The sequence below is a fragment of the Paenibacillus sp. FSL H7-0940 genome (genome assembly GCF_037979415.1).
In the GTDB taxonomy this organism is placed as follows: Bacteria; Bacillota; Bacilli; order Paenibacillales; family Paenibacillaceae; genus Paenibacillus; species Paenibacillus amylolyticus.
The window spans coordinates 6,858,648-6,880,582 of the sequence record NZ_CP150280.1; the positions used below are offsets into that span (position 1 = coordinate 6,858,648).

Sequence of the window (21,935 nt, forward strand, 5' to 3'; positions counted from 1 at the left end):
AATAACATAATGAAGCCAAAGAACCGTGCTTTCATGTGCGGAAGTTATAGATAAGAGGACAGAAAGAACCTGAAGAAGCGAAGCTAAAAGCTTTCTGAAAGAAAGCTACTTCGGAAGCATAAACTTCGCCTTTATCCCCGGATTTACCCTTTATAAAAAGAATCAAAAAAATTGGGGGATAACAGCGATCGGAAGGTTGTTCTGTCAGCGGAGTGGCGAGTGTAAATATTGTGTAGTTCAATTTATATAGAAAAGATGAATGGAAAGCTCCGATCTGCCATGCAAGTGGCGGGTGGGGCTTTTTTGTTGTGTGCAGAAGAAGTATAGCAAATATGCGAAAGGGGCATGCTGTTGATAGATTCATAGAATGCAAGAAAGAAGCGGGGGATTCGAATGTTAAATCGTTGGATGACAGCAGGTCTATTGGCAATAGCTATCATAATTCTTATCGGTGTGACACAGGTATACGCAGAGAAGAACGAATCCAAAGCTGCCCAACTGGAACAGTTAATCTATACGGCTGACAGCGTGATTGATAATGTGGATCGTTTGGTTATTAAATGGCAAGGAGAAGGCCGGGGAGATGCACAAGCACAGGCAGCATTGCTGGCTGGTCACTTGGGACTGGAACAACCGGTACAGGTACGCCAGACGGGCCATGATGTGTACCGCAGTGAAGTGGTTGTCGATATGGCTAATGGAGGTGTAGGCTTGTTGGTCAATGTCGTCGATACAGGTGACATTGGTTACTATGCCATCGTACAACTCTCAGGGGATGCACACACGGATCGGAAGGCATTAATGACATTACATGAAGAGGTCGATCAACTGCTTGTAGACTCAGGGATGAAGGCAACCTGGAATATGTCTGTGCAAGGTACAGCAGTTACTGCTACGGAACATGATGCGAGTCAGCAACTGGAACTGATCGAAGAACAGCTGTCCACAAAGGTGGATATCGCCTCCGTCGAACGTTATACAGATGCAGGTACTGCAAGTGTCTCTTATAAGGCGGCTGAGCTGCCCCTATCGATCAAGAGTGGCTCGCACATGTTGAATATGCAACTCGCAGTTCACCAGGTTGGAGACGAGGTCGACAATCGAATTACAGTGGGGTTTCCGGTGATTACGATTGAATATTAAGGGATGAATTTTTCATGAATTAGGACCCAATATTGAGAATCTTTATCAGAAAAATGAGTTTGAAATAGTGCATCCATTCAGTTGATATGCTAAAATGGCATCACATCCAAGAAGGAACTTGCTGGTAATTGACAGTTGTATGTCGTGCATATATAACACCATTACATAGCTCGGGGAGAGCATGAAGGTTATCTTCCCGGAAGAAAGAGGAGCCCATGGTTGAAAAACAATTGCAAGATGAAGTACAGACACCAGGCGCAGTATTTTTCATTTTTGGAGCAACGGGTGATTTGGCCCGCCGGAAGCTGTTTCCGGCTATCTACAGTCTTTACCGTGAAGGCAAGCTTGCCGAAGACTTTGCGGTTATTGGCGTAGCACGTCGTCCGAGGTCCCCAGAAGAATTCCGGGAAGACATCTATGAATCCATTAAAGAGTTCTGCCGTTATCCAGCGGGGGAACCTGATGAGTGGAACGCTTTTGTCGATCATTTTGAATACAAAGCACTGGATATCAATAATGTGGAAGGATTCAAAGAGCTGCGTGCGCAGACGGAGCATCTGGAATCAAAGTTTAACACGCCGGGGAATCGACTGTTCTATCTGGCACTGGCACCTGAGCTGTTTGGCAGTGTCTCGTACAGTTTGCGGGACGGTGGTATGTTGGAAAGTCAGGGGTGGAACCGTTTGGTGATCGAAAAACCATTTGGTTATGATCTGCAATCGGCCGAACATTTGAATGAGCAGATTCGTGAGGTATTCCGTGAAGAGGAAATCTATCGGATTGATCATTATCTGGGCAAGGAAATGGTGCAAAATATCGAAGTGATCCGCTTCGGAAATGCTTTTTTTGAACCGCTCTGGAATAACAAACATATTGCCAACGTTCAGATTACGCTGGGTGAGACGGTAGGCGTGGAAGAACGTGGCGGTTATTATGATCACTCCGGAGCACTCCGTGATATGGGGCAAAACCATATGCTTCAGATGCTGACAATGATTGCGATGGAACCGCCGAGTCGCCTATTCCCGGAGGACATTCGGGATGAGAAGGTGAAGGTATTGCGTTCATTGCGAGCCTTTACTTCGGATGAGGAAGTGAGCAACAACGTTGTACGGGGGCAGTATGCCGAAGGGGAGTACCGTGGCAAGCAGCTTCCGGGGTATCGTCAGGAAGACAAGGTTGATCCGCAGTCGAATACGGAAACTTATTTTGCAGCACGTGTATTCGTGGATAATTTCCGCTGGGCGGGTGTTCCATTCTACATTCGGACAGGCAAGCGTCTTCCGGTGAAAACAACCGAGATCGTAGTTGAGTTCAAGTCGATGCCAAACAACGTGTACCTTGGTAAAAAGTATAAATTGGAGCCGAATCTGCTGGTCATTCGGGTGAATCCGATGGAAGGCATATATATCAAAATCAATGCCAAGAAGCCAGGCTCGGATTCTGAGATTCAGCCACTCGCAATGGATTTCTGTCAGAGCTGCATGATTGGAATTAACTCGCCTGAAGCGTATGAACGTCTGCTGCACGATGCAGCAGAAGGGGATTCTACGTACTTCACCCGTTGGGATGAAGTGGCAACAGCCTGGTCTTTTGTGGATCGGATCGCAGCAGCCTGGGGGCAGAATCAAGGAGAGCTTCATACGTACCCTGCTGGAACTTGGGGACCAGAAGCGACAGATAAGCTACTGGAGCAGGATGGATTCCACTGGTGGCCGGTGAATGGTCAGGACGAGGACAGCGTGATCTGGCAAGTGAATGGTTAGGGTAGGGTAAGGGCATTAACAACAGTATTAACAACATACACAACATGACTGAGCCTGGGGAAATCGCAAATTTTGCGGTGTACCCAGGCTTTTTAGTGGGGGAAAAGGTAGGTATCCATCATAAGGAAATAAGTAATTTAAATTAAGTTGTTGACAAAAAGTAAGTATGTAACTTATACTCAACACATGAGTTAAAGAGTTACGCAAATGACAAACTTCATTCGGGCAAACGTTTCGGATAAGTTATCATTCATGAGATAAAATGTAAACCAGTTGAAGGGGTTTGCGTCACAGAGAATCATGAAGAAAAAATGTGCATAATATCTTTAATCTAAGAATACTATTTTGTATATATCGAATGGAGGAAAAAGAAAATGATGTTGGATGTAGGATTGTTGTTGATTCGTTTGGTGATTGGATTGTCGTTCATGGCGCACGGGGCTCAAAAGCTGTTTGGTTGGTTCGGAGGTTACGGGATCAAGGGTACAGGTGGCTGGTTTGAGTCGATGGGCATGAAGCCCGGTGCATTGGTGGCGTTGCTGGCTGGACTCGCGGAATTCGGTGGCGGATTGCTGTTGGCTTTGGGTCTGCTTACACCAGTAGGTGGCATTCTGATTGCATTGACGATGGTCATTGCGATTGTGAAAGTCCATGGCGCGAACGGATACTGGTCCACACAGAACGGATTCGAATATAATCTCGCGATTCTGGTGATTGGTGTAGCGCTGGCATTGACAGGTGGCGGACAATACGCGCTGGATGCATTGATTTTCTAAAACCGATAAATAAAAATGAATGAGGAGTGCCTGGATGCCATGGAAATGGCTGAAGGGTGCTTTTTTTTTGCAAGGGAAAAGAGAAGAATCTGCGGTAGTAATCGGTTATTTTCGGTACAGATTATGGTACAATAGGAGAGTTGGGTTAAGAAGCAGTTCACGGTATACATGAAAGCACAGATTTGAGGAGGATGAACTCCATTGTAAATGTGTAAAATTAATCTAGTGTGTAAATACCTAGTACGTAAAAACTGATGTACAATCAACCGGCCTCGCCGGATTGCATAAAGATTGAATGATGGACCGGCTATGCCGGATTAACGTGAATGAACGGACGAAAGGGATTAAACCTATGAGCAAAGCTGCAAATGATATTCTTCAACAGGAAGTGGACAAACGCCGGACGTTTGCCATTATCTCTCACCCGGATGCGGGTAAAACTACATTAACCGAGAAACTGTTGCTGTTCGGGGGCGCGATTCGCCTTGCGGGAACGGTAAAAGCTCGGAAAGCCAGCAAACACGCAACAAGTGACTGGATGGAAATTGAGAAACAACGGGGGATCTCGGTTACCTCTTCCGTAATGCAATTTGATTATCTGGATCATCGCGTCAACATTTTGGATACACCGGGTCACCAGGATTTCAGTGAAGATACGTATCGTACACTGACGGCTGCCGATAGCGCGGTGATGTTGATTGACGTGGCAAAAGGTGTCGAGGCACAAACGATCAAGTTGTTCCAGGTATGTGCGAAGCGTGGCATTCCAATCTTTACGTTTATCAACAAACTCGACCGTGAGGGTAAAAGCCCATTTGACCTGATGGAAGAACTTGAAAATGTACTGGGTATTCGTTCGGTTCCGATGAACTGGCCTATTGGTACAGGTCGCGAGCTGTGTGGTGTCTATGACCGGATGAAAAATCAGGTGGAATTGTTCCAAGGGGACGATCACTCAACGATCAAAGTACAAAAGGTAGATGGCTACAAAGATCCGATTATCCGTGAGATGGCAGGAGAATACCTGCATGATCAATTGTGTCAGGATCTGGAGTTGCTGGATATTGCGGGCGACCAATTCGACATGGAGAAAGTTCAACGCGGCGAATTGACACCTATTTTCTTCGGTAGTGCGATCAACAATTTCGGCGTACAGACTTTCCTGGAGAACTTCCTGGAACTGGCACCGAAGCCTGAACCACGTCGCAGTACGGCAGGAGAGATTCAACCAACAAATGAGAAATTCAGCGGTTATGTGTTCAAGATTCAGGCAAACATGAACCCGGCACACCGGGATCGTATTGCGTTCCTGCGTATTGTGTCAGGCAAGTTCCAACGTGGAATGAGTGTGAAGCATACTCGTGTGGGCAAAGAAATCAAGCTGTCACAGCCACAGCAATTCCTGGCACAAGACCGGGATATTGTCGAAGAGGCATATGCTGGCGATATTATCGGTTTGTTCGATCCGGGTATCTTCCGGATTGGCGATTCACTGAGCCAAGGCAGCGAGATTGTCTTTGAGGAGTTGCCAACGTTCTCACCAGAGATTTTCGCCAAAGTTACTGTGAAAAATGCATTGAAACATAAACAGTACCAAAAGGGAATTGATCAGTTGACGGAGGAAGGAACCATTCAGGTGTTCCAGACGGCAAGTTTCGACGAGACTATCCTCGGCGTAATTGGTCAACTTCAGTTCGAGGTATTTGAATACCGGATGAAAGGCGAGTATGGGGTAGACGTACTATTACAACGCATGCCTTATCAGTTCGCTCGCTGGATCGTGGACGAGAATCTGGACCCAAGCAAATTCCGGATTAACTCTGCGCTTGTAAAAGATAAAAAAGGAAATTATGTAGTGCTCTTCGAAAATGAGTACGCAATGAGAACGGCTATGGATAAAAATCCTACAGCTCAATTCCTGGAGACTGCGCCTTAAGTGAAGACAAAAGTATTTCGTGGGAATTGTTAAAAAATTAGTTAAACGTGACAAGCTCATGTGATGAGATAGCTTGTTAAAAATAAGATCCCTCCGCCAATTGGCGGAGGGATCTATTGCTATACACCCTTACCTGGAGGCGGGTATGATCCAGCCGAATAAGGGAAAGCTTTCTTTTGCAGACAGAACAAACGTAATGATGGTTACCTTACCCTCCACTGCTTCGATTAGCTAAGCGGTTGGACGGGAATGGTGTGCAGATGCTCCTGCGCGATTTGAATGAGTTCTTCCTGCTTGGCAGGTTCTGTGTTCTTCCAGATCATCTCGAAAATGGCGCCAAGTCCAGGTAATGCAGCTTCCGGTCCATCTACTGAACCTTCAATCATCTCCCGGAGCTGATCATCACTCTTGTCATGAACTTTATGAACAATCGCTTCACGCAGGCTTAATGTAATGGGCATCGCAATTCCCTCCTCGTATATTCGGCTGCTCTAATACTGTTCCCTGGGAAGCGCTAGCGCATTCAAGTTTATCAGGCTTTGTGGTATACTACGAAGGATTATTTACGTTAGCATGGGTATCCGTAATGATGCGTCATGCTGATGAGCAGCGGGAGGTTAAGACCCTAATGGCCAAGAAACAGTATGCCGTAATTGGCATGGGACGGTTCGGATCAAGTGTTGCCAATGCACTGAGTGGCATGGGATTCGATGTGCTGGCAATTGATGCGGACGAGCAGCGGACTCAGGAAATGTCCAATGTGGTGACCCATGCGGTATCGGCAGATTCAACAGATGAAGAAGCGCTGCGTGCGCTGGGCATACGGAATTTCGACGTTGTCGTTGTGGCGATTGGTGAAGATATTCAGGCGAGTATTCTGACAACCCTGATATTGAAAGATATGGGCGTACCGGTGCTGATCGTAAAAGCTCAAAATGAGCTTCATGGTAAGGTATTGCAGAAGATTGGGGCGGATAAAGTCATCTATCCTGAGCGGGATATGGGACTACGCGTAGCCCATCATCTGACCTCGCCTAATATACTGGATTACATCGAGTTATCTGAGGATTACAGCATTTTGGAGATGAGAGCCTCCGAGCAAATGATCGGTAAAAACTTGATGGAATTAAACATCCGTGCACGTTTTGGTTGTAACGTGATGGCGATCCGCAGTGGGAACTCGATGAACATCTCGCCGTACGCTGAGGATCGGATCGAAGCTGGAGATGTGCTGATCATTGTGGGTCACAAGGATCATTTGACGAAAATGGAGCTTGCGTATCCGAAGTGATGGATGCAGATGGGAAGGATGGAAAGATGGATATTGTATCACCGCAAAATACACGTGTAAAAGAATGGGCGCAGTTGCTGGAGAAAAAGCATCGTACCCGTCAACATAAATATATCATTGAGGGCATTCATCTGGTACAGGAAGCATTACGTGCCGGAGCAGATCTTGAGTGTATTGTGTACGATGTAGAGCAAGGCGTACCTAGCGAACTGGCTGGACTTGAGAACCCGCTACAGCGTGTGGATTGGGTCAGTGTATCTCCTGCGGTTATCGCCAAATGTACGGATACGATGACACCGCAGCCTGTATTCGCAATTGTGCGTAAAGGCAGTGAGCCACTGGAAAGCCTGATCGCAGGAGCTCGCGGGCTTGTTGTGGTGCTGGACGGAGTTCAAGACCCGGGTAATGTGGGGACGATCATCCGTAGTGCGGACGCAGCTGGAGCCGCGGGGGTTGTACTTGGCGCGGGCTGTGCTGATGTGTATAACCCGAAGACGATTCGTTCGACGATGGGGTCATTGTTTCATTTGCCCATTGTGGAGGGCCAGTTGGAATCTTTGCTTCCCGAAGCGAAGGCTGCGGGCGTGAAGCTGGTTAGTACTTCTTTGCAGGCAGAGCATTCATGTTATAGTTATGATTTTACGCAGTCGGTATGGCTTGTGATCGGTAACGAAGGCAAAGGCATTTCGGATGCTACGGCACGTTTGGTAGATGATGCGATTACGATCCCGATGCAGGGACAGGCAGAGTCGCTTAACGCGGCAATGGCGGCAACGATTTTGTTGTTTGAGGCGATGAGACAGCGGATATTTAACAACTAAAAAATTCCCGTCCAATTTTATTTTTAACTTCCCTAACTAAAATTAACTGTCCCCAAAACACCAAAGACTGGAACTTGGTTGTCGCTATTCCCCAACCATTGTTCCAGTCTTTTTCTCTCCTCTTAAAGGATCAAAGCAGGGATTTCCCAAGCAAATACCGAATTACTACTCAAGCATAAACCCAAGCAAATCAGGGATTTCGGGGTAAGAAGAGACGGTTTTACTCAGGCATTTCCCAGGCTCATACCCAGGCGTTTTAAATGCCGCTCCTTGCTTTTCTCAGGCACTTCTCTATCCTTTCAGGGACACGAATTAAATAGTCGTTTTCGTTCACAATTGAACCAGTTTTTTTCCAGTTTTCAGGTCTTTTTCTCAGCTGTTTTGGGACAGAAATCTTCATCCCAGAATCGGCGGTGAAGCCATGTGGGGTAAGGGATTGGGAGAGTGAACAGTTATTTTTAGTTTTCTACAAAGTAGTAGTTCTAGGATCGGAGGTTTGAAGCGCATGTTAAGAAGAAAAGTTTTGAACAAGCAAAAGAAGAGCTTGTTAAACAAGCTGGGGAACTTTCCATTGCTTCAGGTAAAAAAGTTCGTGCTTTCAATTTAGACTTCAGCCTAAATTGAATGAAGTGATTAGTAAATCTGAACAGGATTGGATTGTATGCCGAGAGAGATTTTTCGAGTGGTTAGCCCATAAAGAGTTCGATTATCGCTACTATACTGATTTCAATGGCAGTATGAAGCAATTAAACGTATAGAAGTATTTGAAGACAGAATTCATATGCAAGAGGATGCTGTATTTCTTATTAAAAAAGGGTATTACGAAATCCTTCAGGAAGAATTGAAAGTCATCAGTCCTGAAGTTCAAGTTGAGGTACTCACTATAAAGCAAAGATATACGGGAGAACTCATTAAACTTCCGAATTCTCCTGGGATCTTTCGGGTATTTGAAAGTGATCTACTACTTGCTGCCTTTCCCTATGATATTGAGTAATTATTTTCCGAATTTACAAGCCGAACTGATTCTAAGTATTTTCTATTGGATTCAATCGGCTTATTTTATTGATTTCCCCTAAAGTTCTTGTTATAGCTGAATACTCTCACATTAAGAGATCAAAAGTAACAATTCCCCTTACTATCGAATACAAATCCCGATGGTAGAAGTTTTGAGTTGTACTTTCAGGATCGTGATGAAACAGTAACTTTCCGTCTTTCGAGACCCAATCATACCAATATCCCTTTTTGAGATGTTCAGTAACATATAGCATGGTATCGTCAATAAATATAATAGTTGCCCAATATGCATGCACTTTCATTCAGTGGAGCACGAAAAAAAATTTATTGAATTATGCGAAAGAGACAAAATGAATATCAAGGATGTTGAGAGACGCTCTCTCTTTTTCATCTTCGCAGGATCAGAAATGTTGTACAAAAATATAGAGATGCTTTATGATTTTGAGGATCATACTATAAGGCTGGAGGCGTAGAACGAAGCTTTTTTGACTGGCGGCACTCGTAGCTTGGTTGATCTGGCATTTAATCTGTACGGTTCGGATGCTGAATGAGAAATTCGCCATACGTTTAATACTCTTGACGACCGCAACAGTTGATTACATTACATGCAATCAAGTATCGATTTCAAATTTCAGTTGAGATTGTTGATTTGAAATAATGAGGTATAATAAAGATAATTAAATATTTCTACTTCAAATCGGAAGCACCGATCTATCCATAAGGGTTGATCTGTGCTTTTTTAATTGTTTGTAGGAAATCAAGGGGGGACAATGGTCAAGGATCAGAACAAACAAATCGTTGATTTTTAGGAGGGGAACGAAAAATGGAACCAGAGAAGCTATTTTTGGCAGTTCAGCTAATGGTCGGAGGAGGTTTATTGTTTTTAAACCGAAGTATTTACCAAATGTATGGTCACGATCTACTAAACAGACCTTTTATGCAAATTGTTTTCATTCTCATGTTTGTTGCGGCGATGCATATGTTTAGAGAATTGTCGCTTTTTCGACTTGCTTTGAAGATGTTAAAGGATTTTTATCGTTTATATATGGGGAGTCGAAGTAAGGATTAAAAATAAATCTCTCTACATTGCACAAATCAATTGTTTACTACTGACTTTCACGGCGGCAACATGATTAATCGGGGAAATTAATAGGTCAATCAAGTTGCTAAGTGAACATTATTCGAATAACATTCATGCCGTCAAGCGTCAAACATAGCATATGGCTTACTGAAAGCTCGGTTTTGACGAGAGAACGTACGAAGGGTGTGTTTACAGCTCCAACACAGGATAATTGTTCTGATCATTCTGTTCAAGAAATTGCTGACAAAGAACTATTGAGTCAATACAGTTGCATCGTGAACAACATTGAGAAGTTACTCAATTTCAAGTTTCCTCATCATCCACAGAATTGGTTGGTTTTATAAAAATTAGTTGATACGGAAAGGCTATGCCTCAGAAAAGGGAGGAACTGATTATAAGCGATTGAGATCAGAATTTGTTGATTTTTACGGAGTCGAACTGCTGGAGATCCTCCAATCATAAGCAAATGGCGAAAGTAGTTGGTTAAAGCTAATTTTCCAAAGGCATCGAAAGGGGTTTCATACTATTCGCCAACTGTTGGTCATTCAATTTTTAGGATTGACACTGGACGAAGTGTTTAATAGCCAACCGTCGGATTTGTTAGATGGTCATACGAGTAAAATATCTCTGCCAAAGAGAAAAATTATGAAGAAAACAATGACTGATGAACATAGAGGACAAGCTAAAAGGGAAAGGCGAGAAGCATGGTTGAAAATGCGAAGCCAGCATCCTGAACTTGGCAGATTAGAGTTGAGGAAGCTTAATCCCAAGGTATATGCGTGGCTCTACCTGTACGATCGAGAATTTCCTATGGATCACATGCCTGAAAAGTTGCCACCGAAGGCTGGTACTACACGTCATGATTGGGAAAAGCGAGATCTGGAGATTCTTGAAGAAGTTACTGAGATTGCAGAACAGTTGATGAGTGTGAGAGGGAAGCCACGCCGCATAACTTTAGAAAGAATACAGGAGATCATAGGTAGCAAATGTTTAATGCCCAAGCATATGAAGAAGATGCCACTAACCAAGGCGTTTCTTAAAGGAGTTGTAGAAGATGCAGAAGCATTCCGAAAACGCAGAGTTTTATGGGAAATAGGAGAATTGGAGTCAAATGATGAATCACTAACTTTGTATAAAATTAAATTGAAGGCTGGGGTCAGTCAAATTCCAGAAGAATATTTACAGGAGTTTTTGTAGTTATGCTTGGCAAACCTAACTTAGGAGGGATATTTTGGACATGTGTCGAAATGTGTTCAGTAGTTAAATATTACTTAGAATAGGAGCGGCATATAGTGAAATTGGACTCTCATCACATTGAAAGATTAGTACCTTGGTTTGGGTATGGGAATTTTAATGAAGCAGAAGTAGTCTTTTTTGGAAATGAAGAAGGACTGGGCGGCTACCCAATTGAAGCGGTTTTAGGAAGGTGTCAGCTTTACGGATATGATCCGAATACGTGGATTGATAATGATTGGAGACTTGGGTATTGGGATGAAACAAGTCATGATGGGTACTTAACCCTGGGAAGGATAACAAATGAAATAAGAACTGCAAGTGGATTGTCACCTGTTGCCCCACCTCCACCTCCAGCATCTCCGTTCTTAGAATTCCAAGCAAGGATGCTATTACATTTTGAACAAAAAGATCAAAATTGGTTCAATGTTAAGAAAAACCTTCTAAATAATCAATGGAATCAAATACAAGAGTTGAAAGAACACTTATATTCAAACAAGACTAAAATTAAGGCAGGATTAGTAGACTGGAGACCCTTGCCTCGCCCTACAGAGGATGTTTGGCCATACGATGGAATTGACGAAAAGAAGTACATTTCAGCTTTCAAATTAGCTAATGCAAATTTGAAAAAAATAACTGAATTAAACAACGGTAAATTGGCAAAAGAAGAACTCGACGAGTATTCCAAGATGCTATGGAATCGTGCTGAGCTGATTAGGAAAGTATTTGTTACATTCCCCTTCTCAACACTAATCGGTGTTGGAGATATGAACGCTAAGAAGAAACTGTTGGAATTCATTTTCAGAAATGAAAATTTAACATTCACGAAAAAGACTTTGAGAAATGGGAAATCGTATGAGATAGCTGAGTTAATTCTTCCAAACAAGAAACTTACCATTATCCTTACATTATTCTTTAATCATCGTTCTAATTGCTTACAATTAGAAGGGCTACAGCATTTATGTGAGGATGTCCTTGAACCAATTATTGGGTGTTAAAGTTAATTTCAATTATAATTAGAGTTTTCTTCTACAGAAAGTCCATAAGAATAATAAGTTGATTGTCGAGTCGATGAATTTCAGGTGTTTATTCCTGATTATTCGTTCGGCTTTTTTGTTTTACACAAAAAATTCAGTCTTTCTCTAACCTATAATTCGGCGTTCATCTCTCTATGTCAGATACCAAATCGTTATTTATTCCGAAAAGGAACGTTTTCGGAATAAATACGAATGGATAAGGGCACATAGACCTAAAGACTTTCATACTATATTTTTTCTTTCCAAATGCAGGGAATCATTTCTTTTTGTCGAATAGTATAGATCATAGATCAATGAAACTGAACAAGTAGAGAGGGATAATATGCTTATAAAATGGGCACATCTTTCAGATATTCATCATATGTACCAGAATTACAAAACCAATCTTTTAAGGGATAAGCTAATTGATTATTTATCAGAAAACAAAAGTAACATCGAATATCTTTTTGTTACTGGAGATGTTGCAGATAAAGGTGGTCAATATGACGATGAAGTCATAAACTTCTTGGATGATGTTTTGAATGCAGCAAAGATCAGTAAAAGCGAATTGTTTATGATTCCAGGAAACCATGACATTAAGAGAAATTCAATGGTGGAACGTCTGGCGAACGGAATTATTAACTCCAAAAATGCAATGCAAGAAATTAATACTTTAGATGGTGATACATATGATGCTCTTATTTCGGGTCAGAAAACATATTTTGATTTCTATAAAAGCTATCTCGGAGAGGAATATCCTGTAGATCAACTACATTATGTCAAGAGATGTCAAGGTTTCAATGTTATTCATTTAAATACTTGTCTAATCGCTGGCGTAGAAGGTGCGGAAGGGAATATTCTCATAGGGCTTAACAGGTTGTATCAGTGTCTAAAAACTATTCCCAACGACGGTGTGATTAATATTGCTATAGGACATCATACTATTGACTGTATTCATAAAGCAGAAAAAGATAGTCTACTGCATAGGTTATCGGATGCGAAAATTGATATTTATTTGAATGGACATGTTCATAAAGCTTCCTATCACCAGGAATCGAACAATTATAACGATATTCAATTTTTTACATCAGGTTCTATTTTTGAAGATGAATATGCAAACCCAATGTTTATTACTGGCGCAATTGATACTGAATTAGCTTCTGGCGAGGTAGTTTATCACCGTTGGAATAGTAGTGGAGAGTTCTGGCATGTTGATAATACGATAGGCAGAAAAACAAGTTCGGGAAGTTATAACTTTGAAATAGATCGACTAAAAAAAAAGATTGAGGAAGTCGACGATTATTCTTTGAATATTGATATCGATGACTTCAAGGAGTTTTTAATTGATTTTCACAACACCTTGACATCTAATGTCCAACTGGATGAAGCATTAGTTCCTAAAGATATTACTGAAAAATTCATTAACATGTTATGCTCTCAAACGTTTAGAAATCAATTTGATAAATGGTCAATTTATTTTCCAGTTATCAATAAGATTTTAAATACAACTTCATTTGTTGGAATTGATAAAAAACTCATAATCCCCAATGTAATTATTACTGAGTACCAAAATGTACTTTATACCTACGAGAATGGAGATCTAATTCTCCTTCATATGATTAATAATTTATTTAACAAGTATGATGGAATGGTCAGTTATTCTCAAGACAGGCTCAAATCCTATATTCGAATACTCATTTTTTGGAGCATGCATGAATGCGATATTTACAATGAAGATAAGCGACAAAAGGATGTTGTTTAAATGAATTTTTTTCTTATGAATAAATATCAGATTGTAGAAGAAAACGTTCTGGTTACATCTAAGATATTATATGAATTATTAGATAAGCAAAAACATATTGACCAACTTTTTCTGGAATTTTCCGATAAAAGGAACATCATTTTGAATCAAAATATTGAGAGAGTGCTTTACTTGTCGCTTACCTTCTTATACTCCTTTGATTTAATTCTATTGAACAATAATCTCGTGATGAGGAAGAACGATGATGATAATTAAACGATTAATTATTTACAGTAATCAACTTGAAGAGATCGTAAAAGAGTACGAGTTTAATGATTACGGTCTCAATTTAATACTTGGCGAAAAAAAAGGAAAAGGACAAGAGACTAATGGCGTTGGCAAAACCACTATGATTGAGTCAATTGAATATTTATTAGGTGGATCTTGTCCTGATGATTTTATTGGTAAACAAGCATTGATTGAAAAAGATATATTGTTAGTTCTTGAGATTTTATCTGGGAGTCAAAATATCTTTTTAGCACGCTTAGTTAATCAACCAGAAAAAGGATATATCTTACCAGGGATAACAGTCACCTTTGATTTAAAAAACTGGATTGACAAAGAAGATGATGGCTATAAAAAGTATATCAATGATATTGTTCTGGACGTGAGCAAGGATACTCCTTCATTTTCGGCATTGAGAGAATATATTATTCGCAATGAAAAGTCTGGATTCATAGGTATTGGTTTACCTGATAGAAGCGCATTGTACGAGGCAAGTTATCTTGCCTATCTGTTTGGTCTACCTCATGATTTTGAAAAAGAGATATCTAAATACAAAAAAAAGCATAGAGAGCTTAATCAGAAGCTAAGTATTATCAAATCACTTAAAGATGAAATTAGTGATTTAAAGTTACGTGAGAGAAGATTTGTTAAGGAAATTCAAGAGTTGGATAATATTATTCAAAAAGTTGATTTATCCAAAAAATTCACTAAAGACGCGGAAAATTATCAAGTCTCAAAAACAGAGTACAATCAACTTCAAAATACATTATTTGAGCTACAGCATATTAAAAAGCAATATCAGAGCAATATCCAAGATTTACAAATGAAGTTAGATGAAATCAGGAAAATGAATGATATTAAGCCATTCTACGAACAGTTGATTGGTTTCTTCCCTGAGAAGGTGAAAAAAAATCAAGAAGATATTGAACATTTTTATAGCTTTATGGTCGAAAGTAGAGGGAAATATTTTTCTCACAAGATAAGTGAGATTGATCACCAAATAGAGAAGAATCGTAAGAGAATTGATGAGTTATATAAAATTATAAAAAGACAATCAAAAACCTTCAAGAACACAGATATTATATCTGATATTACACAGATCAACGATGATAAAAACTTGAAATTTGAAGAGTTAGCCCAGATAAGAGTTAAAATTAACATGTATCAAGAAAAAACGAATATTACGGCTGAAATAAATCGATTAAAGCAAGAAGTATTGAGGCAAATAGATATAAAATTAGATATTTTTAAAAGCTACGAAAAAAAGATTATCGAAATTAAAGACATGTTTAATAAACTTGTTACAGAAGCTTACGATGAAACTGGAGTGTTTGAAATTGAGTTAGTTAATGATACTGCTTTAAATGCATCTACAGGTAGGGTGAAAATTAATTGTTCTATTGATGACGAAAAATCCCATGGACGACTGCACATGAAAATTAACATGTTTGACCTAACATGGTATTTGAATGGGCTGAATGACAGAGATAATCTGACATTTCTCATTCATGATGGTTCTTATTCAAAGCCAAATGGAGATGCTAAATTTAAGTTGTTGAAGTATATAGATCAAGAGTTAAAGTTACGAAGAAAGGGTCAGTATTTTGTTACTATTAATGTAAATGAACTTGATGATTCAGAAATATCTGAGTTGAATGATGAAAAGTGCATTATTGCAAGGCTTATACGAACAGAAGATAATAAAGAACGCTTTTTCGGGTTTCGATATACATCTTAAAATGTTGAGGCTGAAAAGATCAGTAAGTTACTGTTCTGACTCAGCCTTTGTGTATGTTTGAATGATATTTAAACGTGAAAACGTGTGTTTTCAGGTAGTTTAAACTACAATACATAAACTTTAAACAGGAGAATACGTATGACTAATCAATACATGGTTAAGTTTGAGGATGCTTGGAATAATGGATTACTTATTTTTGATACAAGTAGTTTACTCAGAATTTATGAATGGAAAATTGAAAAAGCTGTTGAACTTAAAGATGTTCTAAAATTCAAAATCAATGATATTTGGATCCCCAACCAAGTAAACTTGGAATTTACGAAACATGTTGGATATGTACAGTCTGAAAATAAGTATAACAAAATAATAGATAGATTAGAAAACACGCCAATTAAATGGAACAAAGTTAAGAAAATGCTTGATCGATGGGAAAGGAATGGTTTCGAGGACGAATTTAAGCAAAAAGTGTTGGAACTGGAGACATCAGAGATTAATTCAGATAATATATTTGAGTTAAAACAATTTGCAGATAAACTTCATCTTGAACACAGGCGCGTTGTGCCTATCGACTTGATTTTCGATGAATTGTTCTCTAATGTAGGCGAACCATTATTGAATGATGAGGAGGAACAAATAAAAAAGGAATTTGAGGACACGCCGCTTGCTCCAGGTTTTATGGATAGAGATAAAGGTAATGCAAACTCACACGGTGACTACTTTGTTTGGAAACAAATGCAAAGAAAATCCTTAGAATCGTCTCATGATATTATTTTCATTACATTGGATTTGAAAGAAGATTGGTTCCGAGATAAAGATCAACAATTACCTCGTGAAGACTTACTTAAAGAGTTTTATGAAGTAACCCAGAATCGTATTATGATCATTTCCTTGACCTCCTTTTTGGAAGAGTGTTCTGTCTATTTGAACGGAGATATACGAGAGTTAGTTGCCTATTCATCTGTTCAAGATGAAGTAAGGGGAATTTTTGATCAGTGGTATCCTGATCAACTCCTTGACAAAATTAACGAATATTTATCAGAAGAGGATACGATTAAAGACGAAATGGAGATGGTGTTGGAAGTATGCATCGACACTGTTTCTTTTGAAGGTGTTACCGAACAAAGTTTCAATCTGGATGATCATGAAATAATTAAGGATAACGCGAAATATATTACTTTTGATACTTTTGTTGATATATCGGCTGATTTTGATGCGAGCGCTCATTGTTCTAATGAGGATTTTGAGCTTGGGACTGCATCCGTGGACCTTCGAGTTTGGATTCATGTTACCGTTGAAAAAGAATGGCAATCAGAGGACTCCAAGCGAATAGCCTTTAAAAGAGAAGCTGATACTATTAAAATAATAGATATAGATTTTTTAGGAGCGTCTGGTGGCTTTGATGATGAGAGTAAGTATGATAATGATAATACAGGAGACTATGAATTTGAATATGATCAAGATGAATTTGAAGAACCAGACAATTTTGAAGTTAGAGAGTATTGTTAAGTGTTCAAGAGCATTACAATAGTTATTCCAATCTGTACTTATAAATAATTTTTTTTGCGGAGGTTAGCATGAATAGACTGACATTAGAGGTAATAATCAAACAACAAGAAAAGGATCATAAATTATATGATGCTTACAGGAATAAGCTACTTAATATGTACAAAGTTTACAGAGATCAAGTGAATGAAAAGTTAGAATATGATTATGGTAATATCAAAATTGAATTTGGATGTTTAGATGAAGATATTCAACAAAACATAAATTACGAGTACTATGAATTGCATCCTAAATGTGTTGGTTTATTTTGTAGTGATATGAATATCGGTATTGAGACATTCCAAGCAGATGAAATTAAAGGGATGTTTGAATCTGAGATTCCATTTACAGCGTATCGCTTTTTTGGTATATGGGAATATATTTGTAAATTAAATAGTGTAGACTTTCTAATTGCAACAGTTTCATTAATGACAAACGTTAATCAGAGCTCAAATCTTGAAAAATGGTTAGTTATTAATATTAGAAGATTCTTAAAAGAATTTGAACTTGATTTCATATTGGATCATCTTTCAAGCAAGCGTGTGTTTATTGCTATGTGGTTTGATAATAGCATGGATGCAGCACGAGATAGGATAAAACAAGCAGTAAGCGAAAATGGTTATGAAGCTATCCTAATTGATGAAAAAGAGCATAGTAACTCCATTGTTCCAGAGATCCTTTATGAGATAGAGAAAAGTAATTTTGTTATCACGGATTTTACAGGAAATAGAGGTGGCGTCTACTATGAGGCTGGCTATGCAAAGGCTCTGAAAAAGAAAGTTATTATGACCGTCAAAGAAACTGATTTTCATAATATCCATTTTGACACAAAACAAGTAAGTCATATTGTCTGGAGAGATGAAGAGGATTTATATAATAAACTGCTTAAAAGAATAGAAATCGAAATTTGAGTAGTAGTATGAGAGAGTTGTGCAGAGTTTATATTTTTTAATGAAGATTCTTCTTTGTAACTAACTAATAATTCCTGTCCAATTTCAAATTAACTGTCCCTAACTAAAATTAACTGTCCCCAAACCACCAAAGACTGGAACCTGGTTGACGCTTTTCCCCAACCATTTTTCCAGTCTTTTTCTCGTCCATTAAACCACCACAGCAGGGATTTCTCATCCAAATCCCGAATAGATAATCAAGCAGAAACCCAGGCAAATCAGGGATTTCGGGGTAAGCAGAGACGGTTATACTCAGGCATTTCCCAGGCTCATACCCAGGCGTTTTAAATGCCGATTCCTGCTTTTCTCAGGCATATCTCTATCCTTTCAGGGACACGAATTGTTAGTCGTTTTCGTTCACGATTGAACCAGTTTATTTCCAGTTTTTAGGTCTTTTTCTCAGCGTTTTGGGGACACGAATTTTTATCTCGGAAATGGCGGTAAAGCCTTGTGGGGTATGGGATTGGGGGATAGTGTTTTTGGGACAGTTATTTTTAGTTTTCTACAGGATATTTAACAAATAAAAAATTCCTGTCCAATTTTATTTTTACTGTCCCTACTAAAATTAACTGTCCTCAAAGCACTAAAGACTGAAATATGGTTGATGATTGTCCCAACCATGTTTCCAGTCTTTTTGTCCTTCTCTTTGAAGCACCACAGCAGGGATTTTCCATTCAAATCCCGAATAGGGGATATAGTTTCTATTTCTTAAGCTGATGGGCAGGTGTATAAATTGGAAATGAATAATAGAAAAGGAAAAACTCACCTGAGGGAATTTATGACTTGGGCAGGGGAAAAGGGCTGGGACATAATGAGTAGATCCGGTTCGCAGTCACATTTAAACAGCAGCGTTACTTCAAGATATAAAGGACTTCCAGATGAATATTTAGAATTTCTAAATGTAGTTGAAAAATGCGTTGCACCGGATGAGAAAACCTGGTTTATTTGTGAGGCTGAGTTCAACAATAGCACGGAGACCGCATTCCAATGGAATGAATTTGAAATGCTTAGTTTGGAGGCAGCAGAGGGTGATTCTATTTGGCAGTCAGAGATAACGGCCTGGTGGGATCATCACTTGCCGATCGTAATGTCTGTGGAGGATGGATATTCCTTCTATGCCATTGACTTAACAACCGACAGTGGAGCTATTGTCCGTGGATGTGAGCCTGAATTTGAAGAGGTTGAAAAGGTATCCGATTCGTTTGGAGAATTTCTGGCATGGATGATGTCGAATTCAGATTAGCGTAGCTAGGAAAGGTTGATGGTTATACTTGTGGCCATTGGCCTGACATTAGATTAACCAATGAAGGAAAAGTTAGTGCTGCTTAAATTGAAGGAGTGAAACGATATAGGAATTCTTAATTTATGATAAAAAATGGTTTATATAGCGTTTCTCTTCTCATTTAAGTAAGTTCCAAGCATGTTTTTACATATAAAATAATTCTTTACTGTTCGTTCTAGAAATGATATGCTAACAGCAAGTTAGATCTAACTACTTTTTTTTGCACAATAAAGAACGATCGTTCTCAAAACTGAGATTACACTAATCTAAAGAATATAAGGGAGAGAATATGATGAAATACACAGTGATTACAGGAGCAAGTTCAGGAATTGGATATGAAACAGCATTGGCATTTGCAACACGGGGCAAAAACTTGATTTTGGTAGCTAGAAGATTGGATAAGCTTGAAGAACTTAAATCAACTATTCAGGGTATCGACCTTAAAGTAAATGTTATCGTTCACACAAGCGACCTGTCTGTTAGCGCAGAGGCGTACACGCTATATAACGATTTGAAGGAATATGAAATTGAGACTTGGATCAATAATGCAGGGCTTGGAGAAGGCTCGTTCATTGCTGAACAGAATTTGGATAAAGTGGAGACCATGCTGCGTGTTAACATTGAATCTTTGACCATTCTATCTACATTGTATGTGCGAGATTATGCGAATGTTGAAGGTACTCAATTGATTAACGTCTCATCCGCACTCGGATATGCCATTGCTGTGGGCAGTGTAGCTTATTCTGCATCGAAATACTACGTTAGTGCCTTCACAGAAGGTCTTGCCAAAGAACTGGAACTGAAAGGTGCAAAACTAAAAGCGAAGGTGCTTGCACCAGCGATCACGGAAACAGAATTTGTGCGAAAATTAATAGATGCTGAAGGATTCGATTACAAAGCGAATATGCCCAAGTACCATACAGCTAAAGAAATGGCAGGCTTCATGATCGATCTGTATGATCACAATGAAGTGGTCGTGGGAATTGTAGACCAGAACTATGAGTTCCAACTGACAGGCGCAATCTACCCGGTGATTTCAGAATTGAATTAATACAGCAGAATCTAGAGGATACATCTACAAAATCTCAAATAAGAAGAGGAGTACATCCAAATGGAAAAGACATGGAGTAAAACAAAGATTGGCAACATGGAATTGCCTCATCGACTAGCGATGGCACCTATGACACGCAGTCGAGCACAAGAAGATGGTACACCTGGAGAGTTGGCGGCACTTTATTATGCTCAGCGTGCAACGATGGGACTCCTCATTACGGAAGGAACACAACCTTCTGATGATGGACAGGGTTACTTGTGGTCACCTGGCATCTACACCGATCAGCAGATTAAAGGATGGAAAAAGGTAACGGATGCCGTGCATGAAGCTGGCGGATATGTATACATCCAATTAATGCATGCGGGTCGCATGTCACATCCGGACAATACCCCGCATCATCGTCAACCGGTTGCTCCATCTGCAATCGCACCGGGTGTAGAAATGTTTACGGCTACAGGGATGCAGGATATCCCCGTTCCCCGGGAATTGAGTCAGGAGGATATTCAAACGACCATCTCCGATTTCCGAAAAGCAGCTGCCGCAGCGATCAAAGCGGGGGCAGATGGCGTCGAAATTCATGGAGCCAATGGCTATTTGATCAATCAATTTTTAGGAGAAAATTCAAATACACGCACAGATGAGTATGGCGGATCTATTGAAAATCGTGTTCGTTTTGCGATTGAAGTAACGAAAGCCATCGTGGAGGAAATAGGCGCAGAACGAACAGGCTTCCGTATCTCACCAGGGACACCGCTGGGTGGAATTCAAGATGGTGAACAAGGTCCGCAACTCTATCGCTATCTAGTAAAAGAATTGGCTCAATTGGATTTGGCTTACCTTCATGTTATGCATCTTGGAGATGAGAACTTACTCCAAGACATTCGTTCGATCTGGAAAAATCCACTGTTGGTCAATCGGGCTGGAAGAACGTTGGATGATCTTAGTGTCGATTTAGATCGTGGTCTCGCTGATGTGGTACCTGTAGGTGTATGGTCCTTGGCTAATCCAGATTTGGTGGAACGACTTCAACAAGGTGCGCCACTCAATGAAGCAGATCCGACAACCTTCTTTGGATTGGGAAGTAAGGGCTACACGGATTATCCTACGTTGGAAGAATTAAAGTCGCAAGAGGGGCTACACTAGCACAAGTATGGAGCATGGCGTACAACTGAACATTGCGCGCCATGTTCCTACATAAGTTGAACTAATCATTTACACGATAACGGAGAGGACAGAAAGAACCTGAAAAAGCGAAGCTAAAAGCTT

Annotated in this window: 17 protein-coding genes; 16 read left to right on the plus strand and 1 reads right to left on the minus strand. The window is 39.9% G+C overall.

From position 1 onward, the window contains the following. Nucleotides 1-393: 393 nt before the first annotated feature. The 4 genes from MHB71_RS30155 to MHB71_RS30170 all read left to right on the plus strand — a co-directional run bounded on the left by MHB71_RS30155 (nucleotide 394) and on the right by MHB71_RS30170 (nucleotide 5,621). Complete coding sequence (locus tag MHB71_RS30155; RefSeq protein ID WP_340028381.1) at nucleotides 394-1,143, plus strand: YwmB family TATA-box binding protein; 750 nt, start codon at nucleotides 394-396, stop codon at nucleotides 1,141-1,143. Nucleotides 1,144-1,358: 215 nt separating this feature from the next. Further along, nucleotides 1,359-2,909: a glucose-6-phosphate dehydrogenase gene (gene zwf, locus MHB71_RS30160; protein WP_036605690.1), complete on the plus strand. Its 1,551-nt coding sequence runs from the start codon at nucleotides 1,359-1,361 to the stop codon at nucleotides 2,907-2,909. Nucleotides 2,910-3,286: 377 nt separating this feature from the next. Further along, nucleotides 3,287-3,685 (plus strand): DoxX family protein, encoded by a 399-nt coding sequence (locus MHB71_RS30165; protein WP_024634146.1) that lies wholly within the window; start codon nucleotides 3,287-3,289, stop codon nucleotides 3,683-3,685. Nucleotides 3,686-4,037: 352 nt separating this feature from the next. Next, nucleotides 4,038-5,621 (plus strand): peptide chain release factor 3, encoded by a 1,584-nt coding sequence (locus tag MHB71_RS30170; protein WP_076254547.1) that lies wholly within the window; start codon nucleotides 4,038-4,040, stop codon nucleotides 5,619-5,621. A 227-nt stretch (nucleotides 5,622-5,848) separates the two neighbouring features. On the opposite strand, the gene sspI is transcribed toward MHB71_RS30170, so the two are convergent. Next, the gene (sspI, locus tag MHB71_RS30175) at nucleotides 5,849-6,082 is read right to left on the minus strand and encodes a small acid-soluble spore protein SspI (protein WP_017692323.1); all 234 of its coding nucleotides are present in this window, start codon (nucleotides 6,080-6,082) and stop codon (nucleotides 5,849-5,851) included. A 128-nt stretch (nucleotides 6,083-6,210) separates the two neighbouring features. Here sspI and MHB71_RS30180 point away from each other — a divergent pair, with 128 nt between their 5' ends. The 12 genes from MHB71_RS30180 (at nucleotide 6,211) to MHB71_RS30235 (ending at nucleotide 21,812) form a co-directional block, all read left to right on the plus strand. Next, a complete protein-coding gene (locus tag MHB71_RS30180; RefSeq protein WP_340030244.1) occupies nucleotides 6,211-6,912 on the plus strand; it encodes a TrkA family potassium uptake protein in 702 nt (233 codons plus the stop codon). A 26-nt stretch (nucleotides 6,913-6,938) separates the two neighbouring features. Continuing rightward, on the plus strand, nucleotides 6,939-7,733 hold the full coding sequence (locus MHB71_RS30185; protein ID WP_340028382.1) for an RNA methyltransferase: 795 nt from the start codon (nucleotides 6,939-6,941) through the stop codon (nucleotides 7,731-7,733). Between the two features lie 1,837 nt (nucleotides 7,734-9,570). Then, nucleotides 9,571-9,816 carry a hypothetical protein gene (locus MHB71_RS30190; protein WP_076254551.1) on the plus strand — a complete coding sequence of 82 codons (246 nt, stop codon included), beginning with the start codon at nucleotides 9,571-9,573 and terminating at the stop codon, nucleotides 9,814-9,816. Nucleotides 9,817-10,473: 657 nt separating this feature from the next. Beyond that, nucleotides 10,474-11,025: a TnsD family Tn7-like transposition protein gene (locus MHB71_RS30195; RefSeq protein WP_076254552.1), complete on the plus strand. Its 552-nt coding sequence runs from the start codon at nucleotides 10,474-10,476 to the stop codon at nucleotides 11,023-11,025. A gap of 95 nt (nucleotides 11,026-11,120) precedes the next feature. Continuing rightward, nucleotides 11,121-12,059 carry a hypothetical protein gene (locus MHB71_RS30200; RefSeq protein ID WP_076254554.1) on the plus strand — a complete coding sequence of 313 codons (939 nt, stop codon included), beginning with the start codon at nucleotides 11,121-11,123 and terminating at the stop codon, nucleotides 12,057-12,059. 361 nt (nucleotides 12,060-12,420) lie between these two features. Continuing rightward, on the plus strand, nucleotides 12,421-13,839 hold the full coding sequence (locus MHB71_RS30205; RefSeq protein WP_076254556.1) for a metallophosphoesterase: 1,419 nt from the start codon (nucleotides 12,421-12,423) through the stop codon (nucleotides 13,837-13,839). Nucleotides 13,840-14,080: 241 nt separating this feature from the next. Next, entirely contained in the window at nucleotides 14,081-15,841 is a 1,761-nt protein-coding gene (locus MHB71_RS30210) for a DUF2326 domain-containing protein (RefSeq protein WP_083685154.1), read from the plus strand. 138 nt (nucleotides 15,842-15,979) lie between these two features. Further along, nucleotides 15,980-17,347 carry a PIN-like domain-containing protein gene (locus MHB71_RS30215; protein ID WP_076254561.1) on the plus strand — a complete coding sequence of 456 codons (1,368 nt, stop codon included), beginning with the start codon at nucleotides 15,980-15,982 and terminating at the stop codon, nucleotides 17,345-17,347. Between the two features lie 68 nt (nucleotides 17,348-17,415). Next, nucleotides 17,416-18,294: a hypothetical protein gene (locus MHB71_RS30220; RefSeq protein ID WP_076254563.1), complete on the plus strand. Its 879-nt coding sequence runs from the start codon at nucleotides 17,416-17,418 to the stop codon at nucleotides 18,292-18,294. Between the two features lie 778 nt (nucleotides 18,295-19,072). Next, on the plus strand, nucleotides 19,073-19,576 hold the full coding sequence (locus MHB71_RS30225; RefSeq protein ID WP_076254565.1) for an SMI1/KNR4 family protein: 504 nt from the start codon (nucleotides 19,073-19,075) through the stop codon (nucleotides 19,574-19,576). A gap of 331 nt (nucleotides 19,577-19,907) precedes the next feature. Continuing rightward, the gene (locus MHB71_RS30230; RefSeq protein ID WP_340030246.1) at nucleotides 19,908-20,666 is read left to right on the plus strand and encodes an SDR family NAD(P)-dependent oxidoreductase; all 759 of its coding nucleotides are present in this window, start codon (nucleotides 19,908-19,910) and stop codon (nucleotides 20,664-20,666) included. Between the two features lie 60 nt (nucleotides 20,667-20,726). Continuing rightward, the gene (locus MHB71_RS30235) at nucleotides 20,727-21,812 is read left to right on the plus strand and encodes an alkene reductase (protein ID WP_076254569.1); all 1,086 of its coding nucleotides are present in this window, start codon (nucleotides 20,727-20,729) and stop codon (nucleotides 21,810-21,812) included. Nucleotides 21,813-21,935: the final 123 nt, after the last annotated feature.